22 protein-coding genes are annotated in these 19672 nt (G+C 64.2%); 13 read left to right on the top strand and 9 right to left on the bottom strand.

The window, feature by feature from the left end; translation table 11 throughout:
- Positions 1–23 precede the first annotated feature (23 nt).
- Positions 24–1019: a polysaccharide deacetylase family protein gene (locus tag J1C56_RS07825; RefSeq protein ID WP_214387633.1), complete on the bottom strand. Its 996-nt coding sequence runs from the start codon at positions 1017–1019 to the stop codon at positions 24–26.
- A gap of 1086 nt (positions 1020–2105) precedes the next feature.
- On the opposite strand from J1C56_RS07825, the gene J1C56_RS07820 reads away from it, so the two are divergent.
- The 9 genes from J1C56_RS07820 to J1C56_RS07780 all read left to right on the top strand — a co-directional run bounded on the left by J1C56_RS07820 (position 2106) and on the right by J1C56_RS07780 (position 8947).
- A complete protein-coding gene (locus J1C56_RS07820) occupies positions 2106–2771 on the top strand; it encodes a tetratricopeptide repeat protein (RefSeq protein WP_214387631.1) in 666 nt (221 codons plus the stop codon).
- Positions 2772–2781: 10 nt separating this feature from the next.
- Positions 2782–4218, top strand: a complete 1437-nt coding sequence (gene der, locus J1C56_RS07815) for a ribosome biogenesis GTPase Der (RefSeq protein ID WP_214387629.1) — start codon at positions 2782–2784, stop codon at positions 4216–4218.
- Between the two features lie 131 nt (positions 4219–4349).
- Positions 4350–5534 carry a cell wall hydrolase gene (locus J1C56_RS07810; RefSeq protein WP_214387627.1) on the top strand — a complete coding sequence of 395 codons (1185 nt, stop codon included), beginning with the start codon at positions 4350–4352 and terminating at the stop codon, positions 5532–5534.
- Positions 5535–5774: 240 nt separating this feature from the next.
- On the top strand, positions 5775–6185 hold the full coding sequence (locus tag J1C56_RS07805) for an AtpZ/AtpI family protein (protein ID WP_214387625.1): 411 nt from the start codon (positions 5775–5777) through the stop codon (positions 6183–6185).
- 39 nt (positions 6186–6224) lie between these two features.
- Positions 6225–6974 (top strand): F0F1 ATP synthase subunit A, encoded by a 750-nt coding sequence (locus J1C56_RS07800; RefSeq protein ID WP_184769472.1) that lies wholly within the window; start codon positions 6225–6227, stop codon positions 6972–6974.
- Positions 6975–7042: 68 nt separating this feature from the next.
- Entirely contained in the window at positions 7043–7267 is a 225-nt protein-coding gene (locus J1C56_RS07795) for a F0F1 ATP synthase subunit C (RefSeq protein ID WP_182575428.1), read from the top strand.
- A 61-nt stretch (positions 7268–7328) separates the two neighbouring features.
- Positions 7329–7928 (top strand): F0F1 ATP synthase subunit B, encoded by a 600-nt coding sequence (locus J1C56_RS07790; RefSeq protein WP_214387623.1) that lies wholly within the window; start codon positions 7329–7331, stop codon positions 7926–7928.
- Positions 7929–7938: 10 nt separating this feature from the next.
- Positions 7939–8418: a F0F1 ATP synthase subunit B gene (locus J1C56_RS07785; RefSeq protein WP_214387621.1), complete on the top strand. Its 480-nt coding sequence runs from the start codon at positions 7939–7941 to the stop codon at positions 8416–8418.
- A gap of 148 nt (positions 8419–8566) precedes the next feature.
- Positions 8567–8947: a DUF4180 domain-containing protein gene (locus J1C56_RS07780; protein ID WP_214387619.1), complete on the top strand. Its 381-nt coding sequence runs from the start codon at positions 8567–8569 to the stop codon at positions 8945–8947.
- A 20-nt stretch (positions 8948–8967) separates the two neighbouring features.
- Here the strand turns inward: J1C56_RS07780 and J1C56_RS07775 are convergent, their stop codons facing one another.
- Together J1C56_RS07775 and J1C56_RS07770 are read right to left on the bottom strand one after the other, a co-directional pair.
- Positions 8968–9618, bottom strand: coding sequence for a ribonuclease HII (locus tag J1C56_RS07775; RefSeq protein ID WP_214387617.1), 651 nt, complete (start codon positions 9616–9618; stop codon positions 8968–8970).
- A gap of 151 nt (positions 9619–9769) precedes the next feature.
- On the bottom strand, positions 9770–10924 hold the full coding sequence (locus J1C56_RS07770; protein WP_067964664.1) for a PA0069 family radical SAM protein: 1155 nt from the start codon (positions 10922–10924) through the stop codon (positions 9770–9772).
- 147 nt (positions 10925–11071) lie between these two features.
- On the opposite strand from J1C56_RS07770, the gene J1C56_RS07765 reads away from it, so the two are divergent.
- Complete coding sequence (locus J1C56_RS07765) at positions 11072–11575, top strand: glycosyltransferase family protein (RefSeq protein ID WP_214387615.1); 504 nt, start codon at positions 11072–11074, stop codon at positions 11573–11575.
- Positions 11576–11577: 2 nt separating this feature from the next.
- On the opposite strand, the gene moaB is transcribed toward J1C56_RS07765, so the two are convergent.
- From moaB to J1C56_RS07735, 6 genes are all read right to left on the bottom strand, one after another.
- Positions 11578–12129 (bottom strand): molybdenum cofactor biosynthesis protein B, encoded by a 552-nt coding sequence (gene moaB / locus J1C56_RS07760; protein ID WP_214387613.1) that lies wholly within the window; start codon positions 12127–12129, stop codon positions 11578–11580.
- Between the two features lie 12 nt (positions 12130–12141).
- Entirely contained in the window at positions 12142–13032 is an 891-nt protein-coding gene (locus J1C56_RS07755; RefSeq protein ID WP_246591210.1) for a 4-(cytidine 5'-diphospho)-2-C-methyl-D-erythritol kinase, read from the bottom strand.
- A complete protein-coding gene (locus tag J1C56_RS07750; RefSeq protein WP_115733139.1) occupies positions 13019–13204 on the bottom strand; it encodes a hypothetical protein in 186 nt (61 codons plus the stop codon). Before J1C56_RS07750 ends, J1C56_RS07755 begins: the two co-directional genes overlap by 14 nt.
- Positions 13205–13279: 75 nt before the next feature.
- Positions 13280–14170: a S49 family peptidase gene (locus J1C56_RS07745; RefSeq protein ID WP_214387609.1), complete on the bottom strand. Its 891-nt coding sequence runs from the start codon at positions 14168–14170 to the stop codon at positions 13280–13282.
- 46 nt (positions 14171–14216) lie between these two features.
- Positions 14217–15017 (bottom strand): tRNA1(Val) (adenine(37)-N6)-methyltransferase, encoded by an 801-nt coding sequence (locus J1C56_RS07740; protein ID WP_214387607.1) that lies wholly within the window; start codon positions 15015–15017, stop codon positions 14217–14219.
- Positions 15014–15238, bottom strand: a complete 225-nt coding sequence (locus J1C56_RS07735) for a putative signal transducing protein (RefSeq protein ID WP_214387606.1) — start codon at positions 15236–15238, stop codon at positions 15014–15016. The genes J1C56_RS07740 and J1C56_RS07735 overlap by 4 nt, the downstream gene beginning before the upstream one ends.
- 150 nt (positions 15239–15388) lie before the next feature.
- On the opposite strand from J1C56_RS07735, the gene J1C56_RS07730 reads away from it, so the two are divergent.
- The 3 genes from J1C56_RS07730 to J1C56_RS07720 all read left to right on the top strand — a co-directional run bounded on the left by J1C56_RS07730 (position 15389) and on the right by J1C56_RS07720 (position 19652).
- Complete coding sequence (locus J1C56_RS07730; RefSeq protein WP_214387605.1) at positions 15389–16405, top strand: polyprenyl synthetase family protein; 1017 nt, start codon at positions 15389–15391, stop codon at positions 16403–16405.
- 179 nt (positions 16406–16584) lie between these two features.
- Positions 16585–18588 (top strand): tetratricopeptide repeat protein, encoded by a 2004-nt coding sequence (locus J1C56_RS07725; protein WP_214387603.1) that lies wholly within the window; start codon positions 16585–16587, stop codon positions 18586–18588.
- A gap of 119 nt (positions 18589–18707) precedes the next feature.
- Positions 18708–19652, top strand: a complete 945-nt coding sequence (locus J1C56_RS07720) for a glycine--tRNA ligase subunit alpha (RefSeq protein WP_214387601.1) — start codon at positions 18708–18710, stop codon at positions 19650–19652.
- The last annotated feature ends 20 nt before the right edge of the window (positions 19653–19672 follow it).

Here is a 19672-nt window from a genome sequence, read left to right as displayed (position 1 = left end):
GCCTTGGAAGGTTCAATCGCAGCTCACCCGCCGGTCTGCACCGGTGCCGCCTCGTTGCGCAGCCCCACATAGTCGGCATAGCTGATGCATTCGACATCCGCCTTCACGCACACCTCGCCGGCAAAGCGCTCCAGCGCCCGCCAGTAGGCGCCGTCGTTCATCAGCGTGAAGTGGAAGCCGATCTGCAGCGGAACGCGTCCGCCCGCATACTGCGTGTCGAAGGCCTTCCGGAACGCGCCATAGGCGCGGTTTTCGTATTTCGCCGCCTCTTCGGGCTTGTCGACGCCGCCGGAGTGGCGGACGAACAGATTGTAGTCCATCGCGATGATCTGCCGCTCGGAGGGCCCTTCGGGGATCAGCGGCAGGGCAAAATCCATCATCGTGCCGTCGAGCCTGGGTTCTTCCGGCCCGCGCGACACGCCGCTGGCATTGTACGCAAAACCCTTGTCGCGCAGCGCGGCCGTCAGCCCCTTGCTGTCCGAGAGATAGGGCGCGCGAAAACCCTTCACCGACGCCGCTATCCTCGCCCAGCCATCCGGCTCCGGCGAAATGCCGTTGATCTTGTAGGCGTCGCGCATGATCGTCGAAAACGCGTCGAACTCCTTGGTCCACTCGGCCTTGCTCCACTTGCCGCCATCGAAATGGCCGCAGGCGTGGCTGGCGATGTCGTGGCCGTCGGCCGCGGCTAGGTTGATCTGCCCGAGCCGGTCGACAACCTCCTTTTTTGTCATGGCAAAGCCGACATTCGACTTGCCGGCCGATTTTCCGGGCGCGTGATATGCACCGCGCGTTTCGCGCGAAAGCAGGAACACACAAGAGAGAAAGTAGGTGAACCGCGCGCCCGTACGCGCCGCAAGCTCGCGGCTGCGCTGCCACTGCGCGAGGTCATGCGCGCCGTCGAACGAGATCAGCACGATCTGCGGCTTCTTGACGTCCTCGACCTTGGGGGCAGGGCCGGCCATCGCCGGCACGGCAGCCAGCGACGCGGATACAAGGATACTCAGCAACGCTTTGGACATGTAGAACTTCGATGCAATTTCGTGGGCTTGGCGACACCTGCCGGTTAAGGCCGAAATGTGGCACGGATGCGTTCCGCCGCCTATGCGTCCATTTGGGCTAGTAAGAAAAGCGTTTCCACGGTCGTGGGGGCTTTTGCGTCTTTTTTGCTGTCGGGCCTTCACACGCTCACGTCATCGCCTCATTCGCACCCCCTCTGCCCTGCCGGGCATCTCCCCCACAAGAGGGGAGATCAGGCCGGCATCGGCGCCTCGCCCAATAGCCAACGTCGCAGGATTCACAGGATTTATCCAACGCTGCAGGATGGGCGCCGCCGGCGAAGAGACTAATCTCCCTCCTTGTGGGGGAGATGCCCGGCAGGGCAGAGGGGGGTGCGAAGGATCACGACAGTGAAGGTTGGCTTCGTAGGGCACTTCCAAAGCCCGCCACATCCTTGCCACCATCTGTCACCAACCCACGTGGATAGCCGCTCCTGCTTTTCCACGCCCTGAAAACCTGCCGTACACTTCCCGCATCGCCCTTACGGGACCTGGTGCGCACCGGGGATCAGGGAGGGCGGCGGTGACCTCCCGCCACTGCTACGGTAGCCGTGGCTCCGAGGGCCCGACGACGGGTCGGCGTGGTGAGGTGCGGGCGCAGCCCGCCTCGAACCATGCGGAGAAGCCGCGGCGATTGTCCATGGAATGTACATGGAGCGGCGCTGTGACCGGCCAACCTCGGGACAGACACCGAGCGGGGCGCGAGTTCGCGCCACATAAATTACTATCGGAAGGCTAGGCCTCGCGCCCCGCTTCCCGAACTTCTTCTAACAATGGCCAGACCGGCAACGGGGCGTGGCGGTGAACAAGTGCGTTCCTTCTCCCCGTCACTATACGGGGAGAAGGTGCCGGCAGGCGGATGAGGGGCAGCGCGAACCGATGCGAGTATGGCTCTGCCCCTCACCCGGTCCTCCGGACCACCCTCTCCCCGCAAACGGGGCGGGGAGCACCTCTCCCACCGAATTTCCGCCTCGCCCCCTTCCATGACGGCAAAATTCCGCTAAAACGCAGGCTCAAACGGCCCCCGAGGGGCAGAGGTGATTGGATAGTATGTCGGACGACAGTTTCTTTCGTGAGGTGAACGAGGAAATTCGCCATGAACGGGCGAAGGCCCTGTGGGACAGCTATGGCCCCGTAGCCATCGTCATCGCCGTGCTGATCGTCATCGGTACCGGCCTGTTCGTCGCCTGGGAATACTGGGTCGAAAACAAGGCCAACAGTTCCGGCGACCAGTTCTCGCAGGCGCTGACGCTTGCCAACTCCGGCAAGGCCGACGAAGCTCTTGCCGCGTTCGATGCGCTGGAGAAGGACGGCTACGGCGCCTATCCGCTGCTCGCCCGCATGCGCGCCGCCACCGTCCAGGCCGACAAGGGTGACTTCAAGGCCGCCATCGCCGGCTTCGACGAAGTGGCCGCCGACAGCTCGATCCCCAATGTCATTCGCGACGTCGCCCGCCTGCGCGCGGCACTGCTTCTTGTCGACAATGGCACTTACGCCGATGTGTCGGGTCGGGTCGAAGCGCTGACCAACGACACCAACCCGCTGCGCCATTCGGCTCGCGAGGCGCTCGGCCTTGCCGCCTGGAAGGACGGCAAGCTCGCGGACGCGCTCAAGCTGTTCGAGCAGATTTCCTCCGACGAAGGCGCTCCGCGCAATGCGCGTCAGCGCTCCAACCTCCTGGCCGAACTGATCCGCGGTTCCGGCAACGCGACGTGATGCGGGCCCGATGGCTTTCAAGATCGCGATAATCGGCCGGCCCAACGTCGGCAAATCCACCCTTTTCAACCGCCTGGTTGGAAAGAAGATCGCCCTTGTCGACGACACGCCCGGCGTGACGCGCGACCGCCGTGTTCACGCGGCGAAACTCTACGATCTCGTCTTCGACGTCATCGACACGGCTGGCTTCGAGGACGCGGCTGCTGCGACCTTGCAGGGCCGCATGCGGGCGCAGACCGAGATCGCCATCAAGGAAGCTGATCTCATCTTCTTCATGGTCGACGCCAAGGCCGGCCTGACTCCCGACGACCGTACCTTCGTCGAGATCGTTCGCCGCTCCGGCAAGCCGGTGGTGCTCGTCGCCAACAAGTCCGAGGCACGCGGTGCCTCGAGCGGCGCGCTCGAGGCCTGGGAACTCGGTATCGGCGAGCCGGTGCAGATCTCGGCCGAACACGGCCAGGGCATGCCCGACCTGCGCGACGCCGTTGTCGAAGCGCTCGGCAAGGAAGTCGTCTTCGCCGACGACGAGGACGAGGACGACGACATTGCCGAAAGCGACGTGCTGATTGGCGAGGACATCGCCGATCCCGACGCCGAGGATGTCCATGCCTATGACGAGACCAAGCCGCTCAGGATCGCCGTGGTTGGCCGCCCCAATGCCGGCAAGTCGACGCTGATCAATGCGCTGATCGGCGAAGAGCGTCTGCTCACCGGGCCTGAGGCCGGTATTACCCGCGATTCGATTTCGGTCGACTGGGACTGGCATGGCCGCAGCATCAAGATGTTCGACACCGCCGGCATGCGCCGCAAGGCTCGCGTCCAGGAGAAGCTTGAAAAGCTGTCGGTGCAGGACGGCCTGCGTGCCATCCGTTTCGCCGAGATCGTCGTCATCGTGCTCGACGCGACGATCCCGTTTGAAAAGCAGGATTTGCAGATCGCCGATCTGATCATCCGCGAGGGCAGGGCGCCGGTCATCGCCTTCAATAAGTGGGACCTCATCGACAACCCGCAGGAAGCGCTTGCCGAACTGCGCGAGAAGACCGAGCGGCTGTTGCCGCAGGCGCGCGGCATGCAGGCGGTGCCGATGTCGGCCGAGACCGGTCGCGGGCTCGACAAGCTGATGGACGCGGTGATGAAGACCCACCGGGTCTGGAACAGCCGAGTGTCGACCGGCAAGCTCAACCGCTGGCTTGAGGGCATCCTTGCCCATCATCCGCCGCCCGCCGTCGCTGGTCGCCGGCTCAAGATCAAGTACATCACCCAGGCCAAGACACGGCCTCCGGGTTTCGTCTTGTCGTGCTCGCGTCCCGATGCGATGCCGCAGTCCTATGTGCGCTATCTCGTCAACAACCTGCGCGAGTCCTTCGACATGCCTGGTGTGCCGATCCGCATGGCGCTGCGCACCTCCGACAATCCTTTCGCCGGACGCGCCAAGAAGAAACGCTGAGAAGTTCAGAGGGCTCGCATTCATGCGGGCCCTTTTTCACATTGCCGCAACATTGCGACCGTTAACGCTCCATCAAGGTTAATGCATCATTTTCCTCTCCAGTAGGGTGTGTTGCGTCCTGGAGAGTTTCCGTGCATCGACGAGTTGTGAAGCGGCGGTTTGCTGCTGCCCGCGCGGGCAGACGTTCGTTCCTGGCGCCGGCCGTCATTGGGCTCGGAATCTGGCTCGGCTTTCCCACCGTCGCCGCCTACCAGGACATGTCCAGCCTCGTCTCCGGCCTTGAAGCGCCAAGCGCGCGCTGGAGCTCTTACGTCGAAAAGTCGGCCGCGGGCTCGGTCCATGCCGCCGAAATGCCCTTCGTCGATGGCATCATCACCGGCCCGATCTCCGGCTCGGGCGTCAAGATAGCAGGCGTCGGCACGGTCTCGTTCCGCGGCAAGAAGTTCGGCTCGTCCGACCTGCCGGATGAGGACCGCATCGTCCGCGTCGACAAGAAGGGCCGCATCGTCAACGTCTCGCGGGTCAATCCGCCGAAGAACTTCACTGCCGGCTCGGTATTCGAACGCACCAGTTCACTGCTGCGTCCCGCACTCGACAGCGGCCTCAAGCTGACTTTCGCCAAGCCCGACATCAAGGGCAAGGAAGTCGAGATCGCTGCCGCGTTCCACGTCAAAGAGCCGAAGCGTCCGGCAGCCGGCGTGCCGGCGATGCTGGCGTCCCTGGTCAACAACGACAAGGCCGACATCCTGGCCACCGCCTATGCGCCGGCCGAGCCGGACTACGCCAAGGCATCGCCCTTCGAAGCGCTGTTGCGCAGCGACGACCAGGCCGACGGGCGCTTTGTCCCGCCGATGGGCATGGGCGACCACTGGTGGCTGGCCAACCCGCTGCCGGCGAGCGTATTCTCGAAGGCCGAGCAAACCTGCCTCGCCAACGGCGTCTATTTCGAAGCGCGTGGCGAATCGCTGCGCGGCCAGGCAGCCGTCGCCCAGGTCATCCTCAACCGCGTGCGCAACCCGGCCTATCCCGGCTCCATCTGCGGCGTCGTCTACCAGAACGACGGCTGGTTCAACCGCTGCCAGTTCTCGTTCGCCTGCGACGGCATCAAGGATCGCGTTGCCAGCGCCTCGCATTACAAGACCGCGCAGGACGTCGCCATGGCGGTTACCGCCGGCAAGATCTTCATCCCCGAAGTCGGGTCGTCGACCCACTATTACGCCAACTACGTCAATCCGGGCTGGGCGCGCGGCATGAAGAAGATGACCAAGATCGGCCTGCACATCTTCTACCGCACCTATGGCGGCGGCTGGAGCTGATCGCATCCGGGCAGGGCTCGTGGAGTCGGCCAGCCGCCAGATTGCGCGCGGATTCGGCAGGCGATCACGGACCGGAGCCACGGGCAGGATGTCGCACTTCGGCAACTAGCTGATTTTCTTACATAAAATACTTGGCTAGATGGGCCTCCCCGTGGCTTGACGGGCAGGGGCCCTCTAACTATGTTGCCGGCGACTTTGAAGCGGACGAACGGATACGCTCGGACCGGGTGGGAGTTTGCAATGGCCAAGCCTTCGGGCCCAGGCGGAACTGGAAACACCCGGCCTGAAAATCGAGCCGAAAACGAACACCGCGACGACGAACTCGAGCGCCGTCGGCAACAGCTTGAAGCAACGCTTGCGACAAGACGCCAGACTGCCCGCGAGGGGGAAAAGAGTGCAGGGTCGAATGGCGTGGCCGGCTACGGTCAGGCACTCAAGCTGTCCAGCGAGTTCATCGCCGGGATCGCGGTTGGTGTCGGACTGGGTTGGATCATCGATCGGATGGCAGGCACGTCGCCTTGGGGCTTGATCGTGTTTCTGCTGCTCGGCTTCGGTGCCGGCGTGCTCAATGTCCTGCGCTCGGCAGGAATGGTTACTGATGCCGGCATCCGGCCGCCCGATAAGCGGCCTGACGAACCGGAAAAGAAATAGCAGCGTCGCAAGGCGCAATTTAGGCGAAGGGGGGCCAGCGTGGCCAACGATCCAATTCATCAGTTTCAGATCTCGAAATTGATTCCGATCGAGATCGGCGGCCTCGACTTCTCCTTCACCAATTCGTCCGCCTTCATGGTTGCGACCGTGATCGTCGCCAGCGCCTTCCTGTTCCTGACGACGTCGAGCCGCGGCCTTGTGCCGAGCCGCCTGCAGTCGGTTTCGGAGATGTCTTACGAGTTCGTCGCCTCGATGCTACGAGACGCGGCGGGCTCCCAGGGAATGCGCTTCTTCCCGCTGGTGTTTTCGCTGTTCATGTTCGTGCTCGTCGCCAACCTGATCGGCCTGTTCCCTTACTTCTTCACCGTCACCAGCCATCTGATCGTCACCTTCGCGCTGGCGCTGCTGGTCATCGGCACGGTCATCGTCTACGGCTTCATGAAGCATGGCTTCGGGTTCCTGAAGCTCTTCGTTCCGCATGGCGTGCCTGGCATCCTGGTGCCGCTGGTCGTGCTGATCGAAGTGATTTCGTTCCTGTCGCGTCCGATCAGCCTGTCGGTTCGTCTGTTCGCCAACATGCTGGCCGGCCACATCACGCTCAAGGTTTTTGCTGGTTTCGTCACCTCGCTCAGCGCATTCGGCGCCGTCGGCGTGGTTGGCTCGATCCTGCCGCTGTTCATGACGGTAGCGATCACCGGCCTGGAAGTCCTGGTCGCGTTCCTGCAGGCCTACGTGTTTGCGGTGCTGACCTGCATGTACCTCAACGACGCCCTGCACCCGGGCCACTAAGAATTCGTCGGCGGCTTGCCGCCGTCCTGGATACCGTAACTAAATTTCGATCCACAAGGAGTTGGACAATGGAAGTTGAAGCAGCAAAGGCAATCGGCGCAGGCATCGCTTGTCTCGGCATGGGCGGCGCAGGCATCGGCCTGGGCACCATTTTCGGTAACTACCTGTCGGGCGCCCTGCGCAACCCGTCGGCAGCTGACGGCCAGTTCGGCCGCCTGATTTTCGGCTTCGCCGTTACCGAAGCTCTGGGCATCTTCTCGCTCCTCGTCGCTCTGCTGCTGCTCTTCGCATAAGAGCCGCGCAAGCGAATTGACCGGCCGCGTGTCGCGGCCGGTGGGATGACAGGGGATAGAGATGTTTGTCACGCCGGGTTACGCCGAGGAAGTCGCACCTGCGGCCGGGGAAGCTCACACTACCGACGCTACGACTGCGCACACGGAAACGGGTGCGGAGCATGGCGGTGGTGGCCTGTTTCCACCTTTCGATACGTCGAACTATCCGTCGCAGCTGTTGTGGCTCGCGATCACTTTCGGCCTGTTTTATCTCTTCCTGAAAAACGTCGTGCTGCCGCGTGTCGGCGGCATCCTTGAGGTGCGCCGCGATCGTATCGCCGGGGACCTCGACCAGGCTGCCCGGATGAAGTCCGAGGCGGATGCGGCGGTTGCCGCATACGAGCAGGAGCTTGCCGAGGCGAAAGCCAGGGCAAACGCCATCGGCCAGAAAGCAAGCGACGAGGCCAAGGCGGAAGCCGCAGCCAAGCGCAAGGAAGTCGAAGCCGGACTCGACCAGAAGCTCACCGCGGCAGAAGCCCGCATCGCTACCATCAAGGCCAACGCCATGAAGGAAGTGGGAACCATCGCCGAGGACACCGCTGCGGCGATCGTCCAGGCACTGGGTACCGGCAAGGTCGACAAGGCTGACATCGCCGCCGCCGTCAAGGCAGCAGGCAAGTAGGAGAGGGGCCATGGACGCAACATTCTGGGCCACAATCGCTCTCGTCATTTTCGTAGGCGTCGTCCTGTACCTGAAGGTGCCGGGCATGCTCTCGAAGTCGCTTGACGAACGCGCCGAACGCATCCGCGCCGAACTCGAAGACGCACGCAAGCTTCGTGAAGAAGCCCAGCAGCTGCTCGCCGAGTATCAGCGCAAGCGTAAGGAAGCGGAGAAGGAAGCCGCCGACATTGTCGAGGTGGCCAAGCGTGAAGCTGGACTTCTCGCCGAAGAAGCTCACAAGAAGACCGAAGAGTACGTTGCTCGCCGGACTGCTCTTGCCGAGCTGAAGATCGGCCAGGCGGAACGCGACGCAGTCAACGAAGTTCGCGCCAACGCCGTCGACCTCGCGGTCGAAGCGGCTCGCCAGATCTTCGCTGGCCAGGCTGACGCCAAGACCAACGCCGACCTGTTCAAGGGCTCGGTCCAGGAACTGAAGGCCAAGCTCAACTAAGTCGGGCAGCCAAGCAGATCTGAAAAAGCCGCTGGAACTTCCGGCGGCTTTTTTGTTTTCAGGACGGCCAACGTCGATTGTCTTTCGTCTGGCAGGAGCCGCTCCGGCACGGCTTGCACCTTGCTGCAGCCGCTGCTAGCAGGCTCATATGACCCAGATCGTCGAAATCGGTAAATCCCGCGTGCTCAGCTTCAGCCAGAGTGGTTCGGTGCTACGCACGCCTGCCGACGCCAATGACTTCATCAGCGAGGCATGGTCGAACGAAGCGGATTTTCTCGCCATCCCTGTGGAGAGGCTCGGTCCGGATTTTCTCAAGTTGAGCACCGGCGTCGCCGGCGAGGTGTTTCAGAAGTTCGTGAATTATGGCCTCGGCTGCGCCATCGTCGGCGACGTCACGCAGGCGCTTGACGGCAGCGGTGCGCTTCGCGATTTCGTGCGCGAAACGAACAAGGGCAAGTCGATCTGGTTCGTACCGGACTTCGACGAACTTCAGCACCGGTTCGAAAAGCAGGCGACGCTGCAGAGTTAGCCCCGCCGTTTCTGTCGCGGCTAGTCCCGGAACGGTGCGAAGGAAATGCGGTGCAGGCGAAGCGATGCGCCATGCTCGACGATCGCCGCCCGGTGGCGGGCGGTCGCATAGCCCATATGGACTTCGAAGCCGTAGCGATTGTCGTTCGAGCCGCAGGCCGACATCATGCGGTCGCGCGTCACCTTGGCAACGATCGAGGCGGCGGCGATGGACTGCGAGCGCTGGTCGCCCTTGACCAGGGCGCGGCAGGTGCAGCTAAGACCAGGCGGCACGTCGCGGCCGTCGGCAAGGGCCGATTTGGCGGTCATCGGCAGGCCCGCCAGCGCGCGGCGCATCGCTTCCAGGCTCGCCTTGCGGATATCGCTGCGATCGATGCTGTCGGCCGAGACGGATGCTACGGCAACGCCCAGAGCCTTGGACAGCACCTCATCGAACAGCGCCTCGCGCTGGGCGGCGGTGAGTCGCTTGGAATCGTCGAGACCCGCGGGAATGTTGCCGGGGTCCAGCACGACGGCGGCAGCGACGACCGGGCCGGCGAGCGGCCCGCGCCCGGCTTCGTCGAGCCCCGCGCAGGGCCACAAGCCACCTGATATCGCCTTCGTTTCGAAGGCGAAGTCGGGCTTGTCGATGAATTCGAAGAGGGGCGGAGAATCGGAACGCGGGCGAGCCATAGTGCGGCGATGCTCGCATCGGCCCCGATTCTCCGCAAGTCCTTCCCGACCGATTAGGGCGGCGGTTCGGGAAGGCACCGTCAGCTGGCCACGGGGAGAGGCCGGACGGGATCTCTTGCAACGGGCGGACAAGGTTGTCCGCCCAAAATGTTCAAAGCAGCGTCAGCTGCAACTGGTCCTTGGGGCCGGCTTCGAACAGGTCGGTCCTGAGCGGCGTGCGCACCGAATTGAGGCCGAGGCGCTGGGCTGCGATCTCGAAGCGACGGCCGATCTGCCAGGCATAGGGACCCTTGCCCTTCATGCGCTTGCCCCACTCCGAATCGTAGTCCTTGCCGTCGCGCATCGAGCGGATCAGCGACAGCACGTGGCGGTAGCTGTCGGGATAATGGCGCAGCAGCCAGTCCTTGAAGATCGGGCTGACCTCCAGCGGCAGGCGCAGGATGACGTAGCCGGCGCTGGTTGCACCTGCGGCCTTCGCCGAGTCGAGGATGCGCTCGATCTCCTGGTCAGTGAGGCCGGGGATGATCGGCGCCACCATCACCGAGACAGGAATGCCGGCATCGGAGAGCTGCCTGATCGCCTCGAGGCGCTTGGTGGGCGTAGCTGCCCGTGGCTCCATCGTCCGCGCCAGCATGCGGTCGAGCGTCGTCACCGACAGCGCCACCTTGGCCAGGCCCTTCTCGGCCATGCGGCTGAGGATATCGATGTCGCGCGTGACCATCGCCGACTTGGTGACGATGCCGACGGGATGATTGCGTGCTTCGAGCACCTCAAGCACCTCGCGCATGATGCGCCAGTGCTTTTCGATCGGCTGGTAGGGGTCGGTGTTGGTGCCGATGGCGATCGTGCGCGGCTGGTAGCCATCCTTAGACAACTCGCGGTCGAGCAGGCGGGCGGCGTCGGGCTTGGCGAACAGCTTGGATTCGAAGTCGAGCCCGGCCGACAGGCCCATATAGCTGTGGGTGGGGCGGGCGAAACAGTAGACGCAGCCATGCTCGCAGCCGCGATAGGGATTGATCGAACGGTCGAAGGAAATGTCGGGCGACTCGTTGCGGGTGATGATGGTGCGCGGCTTTTCGACCTGAACCTCGGTCTTGAACGGCGGCAGCTCCTCTATGGTGCTCCAGCCGTCGTCGAAGACGTGGCGGCTGACCGGCTCGTAGCGCCCTGACGGGTTGACGCCGGCGCCACGGCCGCGCCGGCGCTCATGATTGATGCGCAGGCCGCTTTCCTCGATCATGGCGTTGGCCATTCCGGCCCCGCCACCCTTGAAAGCGGCAATATCGGCCCGTGCGATGGGTTCCATTTCGCTATCTCCCGAAGGGAAAAAGGCCGCCCGTCGATTCGTTCGGCATGAAACTATTCCTATTTTGGAAATGAGAACAAAGCAAGAACTTTGTTGTTCCGGCGGCGAGGCTGGCGCTTCGGCCGGCTTTCCGATATGCGGCTAGATATGCTGAGCGTTCTGATCGAGACCAGGGACGACGAGGAGGGGCTGGCGCGCACGCTGGCCTCGCTGGTCGGCGGCGCCGTCGAGGGCGTGGTGCGCGAGGTGATCGTCTGCGACCTCGGTTCGGCCGACCAGACCCACTATGTCGCCGAACATGCCGGCTGCGCCTATCTCGCCAAGGGTGGCATCCAGGCGGGCATCGCGCAGGCGAAGAGCGACTGGCTGCTGCTGCTCGAACCGGGAGCGCGGCTGGCCGAGGGCTGGACCGAGGATGCGGTGCGTCACATGAGCCGGCTGGCGATGGCGGCGCGCTTCACCCGTTCGCGGGCGAGCAACCGGCCGTTCTGGGAGCGCGTGACATCAAGGCCGCGCGCGCTGGAGCAGGGGCTGGTCATCACCAGGAAGCAGGCAGCGGTTCTGGGCCGCAACGGTGCGAACGCCGAAGGCATTGCGCGCGGGCTCGCCATGAAGACGCTCGACGCCGAAATCGTCGTCGCGCAGCGATAAAGCTAGACTGGCTTCGGCCCGCCGCGCCTCAGATGCTCGTCGAGGCGAGGCATGATCTCCACGAAATTGCACGGCATGTGGCGGTAGTCGAGCTGCGCCTTGAGGATGCCGTCCCAGGCGTCGCGGCAGGCACCGGGCGAGCCCGGCAGCACGAAGACGAAGGTGGCGTTGAGCACGCCGCCGGTGGCGCGCGACTGGATCGTCGACGTGCCGATCTTGTCATAGGAGATGCGGTGGAACACCGCCGAGAAGCCGTCCATGCGCTTTTCGAAGATCGGCTCCAGCGCATCCGGCGTGACGTCGCGGCCGGTGAAGCCGGTGCCGCCGGTGGTGATGATCACGTCGATTTCGGCGTCGAGCGACCAGGCGGTGACGCGGTCGCGGATATTGTCCTTGTCGTCGGTGACGATGTCGCGCGCCTTCAGTACGTGGCCGGCTTCGGTGATGCGGTCGGCCAGCGTCTGGCCGGACTTGTCGTCGGCCAGCGTGCGGCTGTCGGAGACGGTGAGCACCGCGATGCGGACAGGGACGAAGGGGCGGGGCTCGCTTGCCATTGTCTTGGGCTCCTAGGTCCGCGTCATGGTGGCGGCACTGAACCAGCCGGGGTGCTCGGCCGAGATTGCCGCGGCAGCGCGCGCAGCCGCAGCAGCGCTGCCGAAGATGCCGAAGCAGGTGGCGCCCGAACCGGACATGCGGGCAAAGGATGCACCCGAGCGGCGAAGGGCGGCCTGCACGGCGGCGATCGACGGCTCAAGCGACATCGCCGCAGGCTCGAGGTCGTTGCGGCTCGTCGCCAGCCAGTCGAGCACGGTGTCCGCGCTGTCGAGCGGCGCAAGCACGGGATTGTCACGCGAGGCCAGTGCCCGGAATACCCTTGGCGTCTCGACGGCAACGCCAGGGTTGACCAGCACCATCGGCAAGGCAGGGAAATGCCTGACCGGATCGAGCTCCTCGCCGATGCCGCGGGCAATGAGCGGGTGGCCGGCCAGGCACATCGGCAGGTCGGCGCCGAGCGGCAGGGCCAGTCTTGCCAGCGCCGTCTTGTCGCAAGCGATGCGCCACAGGCGCGCCAGGGCCCGCAGCGTGGCCGCGGCATCGCTCGAGCCGCCGCCGATGCCCGAGGCGATCGGCAGGTTCTTTTCGAGCGCGATCGCAACAGGCTGGACCGCGTTTTCGGGGAAGGCGGCGCGCAGCGCGTCGCGGGCCTTGAGCACCAGATTGGCGCCGTCGCGCGGCACGTCTCCGGCGAACGGACCGTCGACGACGAAGCTGTCCTGCGCCGCCGCCGCAACGGTGATGCGGTCGCCGAGCTCGGCGAAGACGACGAGGCTTTCAAGCAGGTGATAGCCGTCGGCGCGACGCCCGGTGACGTGCAGCGCCAGGTTGATCTTGGCCGGGGCGAGTTCGGCGAGCGGAACGCTGTTGAAGGTCACGGGCTGGATGTCAGTCTTTCTCAAGCCGGTATTCGCCGGTCTCCGGGTCCTTGACCAGCGTTCCATTGGCACCGGTCTGGCGCTGCTTTTCGTTGCGGCGCACCTTGGCCGTCACCCGCTCGGCTTCCTTGATGAAGGAGCGGTAGCCGATATAGCCGACCACGCCGACAAGCGCGAAAAAGATGAGCTGCGGCATTTCATTCTCCTCCCTTCGGTGCCGTTTCCGGCCAGCCGAGGCTATCCCCGATGATAATCCGCCGTTTCGGCTTTTTCAAAGGCCGAACCGGCTCCACAATGCGCGTTCTTCCGCCGCATCCACCAGGCCCGAGGCGGCTGCGCCGACGATCTCGGGCGTGAAGCCCAGCGCCGACGAACCGAGGCCGAGGCGGCGGCCGAACAGGCCGCGAGGTGCCGTGATCAGCTTGAGTTCGGCCTTCGCGCCGTAGCGGTCCTTGAGCACGGTGCGCATGTCGCCGAGTGAATCGATGAGCCCGAGTTCGAGGCCCTTCTTGCCCGACCAGAACAGGCCGGTGAACAGGTCGGGGTCGTCCTTGAGCTTGCCGCGGCGGCGCTCCTTGACCATGTCGATGAAGGTCTCGTGCACTTCGAGCTGCAGCTTCTTCAGCCGCTCGATGTCTTCCGGCTTCTCCGGCTGGAACGGGTCGAGCGTCGCCTTGTTTTCGCCGGCGGTGTAGACGCGGCGCTCGACGCCGATCTTCTTGATCAGGTCGGTGAAGCCGAACGATGCCGACACCACGCCGATCGAACCGACGATCGAGGACGGGTCGGCGATGATCTCGTCGCCGGCGATCGCGATCATGTAGCCGCCGGAGGCAGCGACGTCCTCGACGAAGACCAGCACCTTCTTGTTCTTCTCGGCGGCAAGGTCGCGAATGCGCTTGTAGATCAGCCGCGACTGCACTGGCGAGCCGCCAGGCGAATTGATCGAGATGGCAACGACCGGCGCGCTGGAGATCGAGAACGCCTTTTCGATCACCCCGGCGGTGGTTGCCAGCGAAAGGGTCGGCCGAAACTGGCCGCCGCCCGACATGATCGCGCCTTGCAGCCTGATGACGGGGATGACGACTTCGCCACCACGCATGGATTTCGGCAGCAAGCGGCGGAACGGGTTCTTCACTTGGTCTCTCCGGTCTCTGGTCATGCGGGATGTATGCATTCCTGCGACAACCGCAATGCTCAAGCGTTGTTCAATCGCCGAAAAGCGATGCGCGGCCGTTGCTTATGTCGTCTGCGCGTTGCGAGAAGCTGTCGCCGGCATCGCGCAGCACCAGCGGCGGGCAGAGCGTCAACGGTGCCCGCGAGGCGCGTACGGCCCGCACGATGACGCGGATCGCGGCGGCGCCGGCGCGCGGGTGCACCGGCACGATCTCGGCCTTGCCGAAGCGGCCGTCGAGCGCCGAGAGGATCGCGGCGAGCTGCTCCGGCCGGGCGATGATGGCCAGGCCACCACGCGGCTTGACCACGGCAGCGGCACTCCTGAGCCAGCTTTCGAACAGCCCGTCCTCCATGACATGCGCCTGCCGCTTCAGCGCGTCCGGTGTCGGCCGGTGATGCGCCGGATTGAAGGGCGGGTTCATGATGACGAAGTCGAGCGAGGCGTCTGTGAGGCCGGCCTCGGTGCGCGCCTTGCCCGAAAGGCCGACATCGGCGACGAGCACGGCGGCGCGATCACGCAGCGATGTATTGCCGGGATGGGCAAGCGTGGCCTCGGCGAAGCGGGCCATCTCCGTGGTGAGCTCGACCAGTTGCACCTTGGCCTGCCTGCAGCGCGCAGCGACGGCAAGGCCCGCGGCACCGGCACCGGCGCCGAAATCGGCGAGCCGGCCGGCAAACGAGCCCGGCACGGCGGCGGCGAGCATCAGCGCGTCCATGCCGGCACGGTGACCTGTGTCCCTGGGCTGGACCAGCCAGAACTCGCCGCGATGGAACGCATCGACCGTATGCGGTGGTAGCTCCGTATCTGCGGCTGATGTGGGCTCGTCTGTCACTTCTGGCGGATTTCGTGCTCGATGCCGGCATCGGTCAGCAACTGCCGCGCTTCGTCGGCGTCGTCCTCGTCGATCATGATGCGGCGCGGCAGGATGCCGATCGAACCGTCGAGCACGCTCATGTTCTGGTCGGCGATGAAGCAGCCGATGCCGGAGTCGCGCAGCAGCGATTCCACGAAGGAGATGATGACGGCGTCATTGGTGCGGATGAGTTCGATCATCCGGGGAAATTCGCAGTTTGGCGCCGCGAAGTAAACGCCACGTGTTGCACCGCGCCAATTCGCCACTTGCGGGCACGGTGCATGGCGCCTTAGAATCGCCTAAGAGCTACGCGCGCGACCACGCGCCTGTGTAATTTGGGAGTGTTGGCCTTGGGTGTCGTTCTCAACATCGAGAAGGGAAAGCGGGACGCCGCGTCGATCAAGGACATGATCGACCTGACCGCAGCCGACATGGCAAGGGTCAACGAGCTGATCCTGTCGAAGGCCGGCTCCGATGTCGAGATGATCCCGGAGGTCGCCAACCACCTCATCTCTTCCGGCGGCAAGCGCCTGCGGCCGATGCTGACTTTGGCTGCCGCCCAGATGTTCGGCTACTCCGGCGAACATCACGTCAGGCTCGCCACGTCGGTCGAGTTCATGCACACGGCAACGTTGCTGCATGACGATGTCGTCGACGAAAGCGACCTGCGCCGTGGCAAGAAGACGGCGCGCACCATCTGGGGCAACCAGGCGAGCGTGCTCGTCGGCGATTTCCTGCTTGGCCAGGCGTTCCGCATGATGGTCGAGGTCGGTTCGCTGGAAGCGCTCGACATCCTATCGTCGGCTGCCTCGATCATCGCCGAGGGCGAGGTGATGCAGCTTGCCGCCGCCAAGAACCTCGAAACCACCGAGGACGAGCATTTCGCCGTCATCAAGGCAAAGACGGCGGCACTTTTTTCGGCTGCTGCCGAAGTCGGCCCGGTCATTGCAGGTGCCTCGAAGAACGACAAGGCCGCCCTGCGCTCCTACGGCATGAATCTCGGCCTTGCCTTCCAGCTCATCGACGATGCGCTCGACTATGGCGGCTCGAGCAAGGACCTCGGCAAGAATGTCGGCGACGACTTCCGCGAGGGCAAGGTCACCCTGCCGGTGATCCTGAGCTATCGTCGTGGCACGTCAGCCGAACGCGCCTTCTGGAAGAGCGCGATCGAGGACGGCGCGACGGATGATGCGGCACTCGAAAAGGCCGTCGGCCTGATGGTGCGCCATGGCGCCATCGCCGACACGATCGGCCGTGCCAGCCATTTCGGCGAGATCGCCCGCGACGCACTGGCACCGCTCGAACAGACGCCACAGAAGGCGGCACTGCTCGACGTCATCGATTTCTGCATCAGCCGCGTCGTTTGAGGGCTGAATTCGCCACGCGGCCGGGCCTGTCTTGTGAATTCCGTGAGCCGGTTGTCGGATTGTGAAGCCGGTGCGGATTGAAGCGCGACCCCAAAAAGGCCATGCTTGGCATCGACAAGCGGTTGCGACCCGGCACACGGTGTCATGATGACCGTACGACCTTGGTAGGAAGGATTTTCATGCGGCAGCGACGCGCGATCTGGCTGATGGGCCTGGCGGCTCTGGCGGGCTTCACCGCCCTGACCCAGCCCGGATATGCCAAACAGATCACCGAACCGGTCGAGATCAGTTCGTTTTCCGGCGCCTATCTGGCGGCACGCACCGCCGAAGCCGACGATGACCTGGATAGCGCCATCGCCTACTACAAGCGCGCCTTGGCCTTCGATCCCGAAGACGCAGCCCTGCAGCAGAGCCTGATGCTGGCGCTCATCGCGCAAGGCCGTTTCGACGAGTCGCTGCCGTATGCCCAGATGCTGAAGACGGTTCCCGACGTCGAGCGCTTCTCGCGGCTGGCGCTGGCCGTCGATACCTTCCGCAAGAAGGATTATGAAGGCGCGGAGAAATGGCTCAAGCTTGCTCTTGAGTCCGACCTCGACCGCCTGATCACCGGCGTCATGACTGCCTGGGCCCAACAGGGCGAAGGCCGTGGCAATGATGGGTTGCAGTTCCTCGACAAGCTCGAAGGACCCGAATGGTACGAACTGTTCAAGACCTATCACAGCGCTATGATCGCCGAGACCGCCGGCCTGAAGGACAAGGCCGGCGAAATCTATCGCGCCACCATCGATAACCTCGGCGCCGGCAGCGCGGCACCCGAGACCTGGATGCGCGCAGCCGAAGCCTATGCCGGCTTCCTGGCACGTTCGGGCAAGAAGACCGAGGCGCTGGCCATTCTCGACCGGGCCGACGAGTTCGCTCCCGGCAAATTGCCGATCGCATCCCTACGCGACAAGATCACCAAGGGCGAGAAGGTTCCGCCGCTGGTGGCCAACCCGCAGGACGGCGCGGCTGAAGTCCTGCTCAACCTGTCGACCGCGCTCAACCGGGGCGGCGGCGAGCCGTTCGTCAGGCTCTACCTGCAATATGCCCTGGCGCTGAAGCCGGAGAGCGACGAGCTTCTGGTGCAGCTTGCCGCGATTGCCGAGCAGCAGCAGAACGGCGAAGAGGCGATCGAGCTTTACCGCCGCGTGCCTGCTGCCTCGCCGCTCAAGCGCCTGTCGGAACTGCAGCTCGGCCTCAACCTTGCCGACCTCAAGCGCCACGACGAGGCGATCAAGCATCTCAAGGCGCTTGTCGACGCCAATCCAGACGACATGCGTGGTTATCTCGCGCTCGGCGGGGTCTATGCCGCGACCGACAATTACCGTGCCGCTGCCGATATCTACGACAAGGCTGTCGGCGTGCTGAAGACGCCAACCAACGCCAACTGGAACGTCTTTTACCAGCGCGGCATCGCCTATGAGCGGCTGAAGGAATGGCCCAAGGCCGAGCCGAACTTCCGCGAGGCGCTGAAGCTGTTCCCCAACCAGCCTCAGGTGCTGAACTATCTCGGCTACTCCTGGGTCGACATGGACATGAATCTCGAGGAAGGCCTCGGGATGATCAAGCAGGCTGCCGACCTGCGCCCGAGCGACGGCTACATCATCGATTCGCTCGGCTGGGCCTACTATCGCCTTGGCAAGTTCGACGATGCGGTCCGCGAGCTTGAGCGCGCGGTGTCGCTGAAGCCGGATGATGCGGTGCTGAACGACCATCTCGGCGACGCCTACTGGCGTGTCGGGCGCAAGCTCGAGGCGACCTTCCAGTGGAGCCATGCGCGCGACATGAAGCCGGAGCCGAAGATCCTGGCCGATGTCGAGCAGAAGCTCGCCAAGGGCCTGCCGGAACTGCCGGAAAAGCCGACCGCGCTCGAAGCGCCTGCCAAGCCGATCTCGGTCCAGCCGGCGGCTCCCGCGCCGGACAGCCAGAAGAAGAGTGAACTGGAGACGCCGGCGGTGGAACCCGCCGCTGAGGTGATCCCCGCCGCCTACAAGGTGCAGCGTGGACAGTCGCTTTGGTCGATCGCCAATGACGTGCTCGGCAATGGCGACCGCTACCGCGAGATCCTCGATCTCAATCCGCAGCTGCGTGGCGATCCCGCGCGGCTGGCGCCGGGCCAGGAACTTCAGCTGCCGGGCAAGTGAGCTTGTTGCGCGGCGGTCGTCTTTGCACCGCAGCTTGACCCTAACAATCGGGCGGAATAGGACGGGGCCTTCTCTGGCCCCGTTTTCTTGCGGGGCGCGCCAATGATCGAGCTTCGCCCGTGACCGACCAGATGCCCGCCCACATGCACCCCAGCCGCTCATTCCAGGGGCTGATCCTGACGCTGCACAATTACTGGGCCGCGCATGGTTGCGTCATCCTGCAGCCCTACGACATGGAAGTGGGTGCGGGTACCTTTCACCCGGCAACGACATTGCGTGCCCTTGGCCCCAAGCGCTGGAACGCTGCCTATGTGCAGCCTTCGCGTCGCCCCAAGGATGGCCGCTACGGCGAAAACCCGAACCGGCTGCAGCATTATTACCAGTATCAGGTGATCCTGAAGCCGAACCCGTCGAATCTCCAGGAGCTCTATCTCGGCTCGCTCAAGGCGATCGGCATCGATCCGCTGGTCCATGACATCCGCTTCGTCGAGGACGATTGGGAGAGCCCGACGCTGGGCGCATGGGGCCTTGGCTGGGAGTGCTGGTGCGACGGCATGGAAGTGTCGCAGTTCACCTATTTCCAGCAGGTCTGCGGCATCGAATGCGCGCCTGTTGCCGGCGAGCTGACCTACGGTCTCGAACGCCTGGCGATGTATGTGCAGGGCGTCGACAACGTCTACGACCTCAACTTCAACGGCCTCGAAGGCGACGACAAGGTCACCTATGGCGATGTCTTCCTGCAGGCCGAGCAGGAATATTCGCGGCACAATTTCGAGCACGCCAACACGGCTATGCTGCTGAAGCATTTCGAGGATGCCGAAGCCGAGTGCAAGGCGCTGCTCGACGCCGGCGCGCCGGCCGAGGGTGGCAATCTTACCCAGCACAAGATGGTGTTCCCGGCCTACGACCAGTGCATCAAGGCGAGCCACGTCTTCAATCTGCTCGATGCACGCGGCGTGATCTCCGTCACCGAACGCCAGAGCTACATCCTGCGCGTCCGCAACCTGTCCAAGGCCTGCGGCGAGGCGTTTCTGCTGACGGAAGCTGGTGGCTTGGCAGCTTGAGCTATTTACCTACCCCTCGA

This window comes from Aminobacter anthyllidis (assembly GCF_018555685.1).
Lineage (GTDB): Bacteria > Pseudomonadota > Alphaproteobacteria > Rhizobiales > Rhizobiaceae > Aminobacter > Aminobacter anthyllidis.
This window is presented reverse-complemented; position numbering and strand designations above follow the sequence as displayed.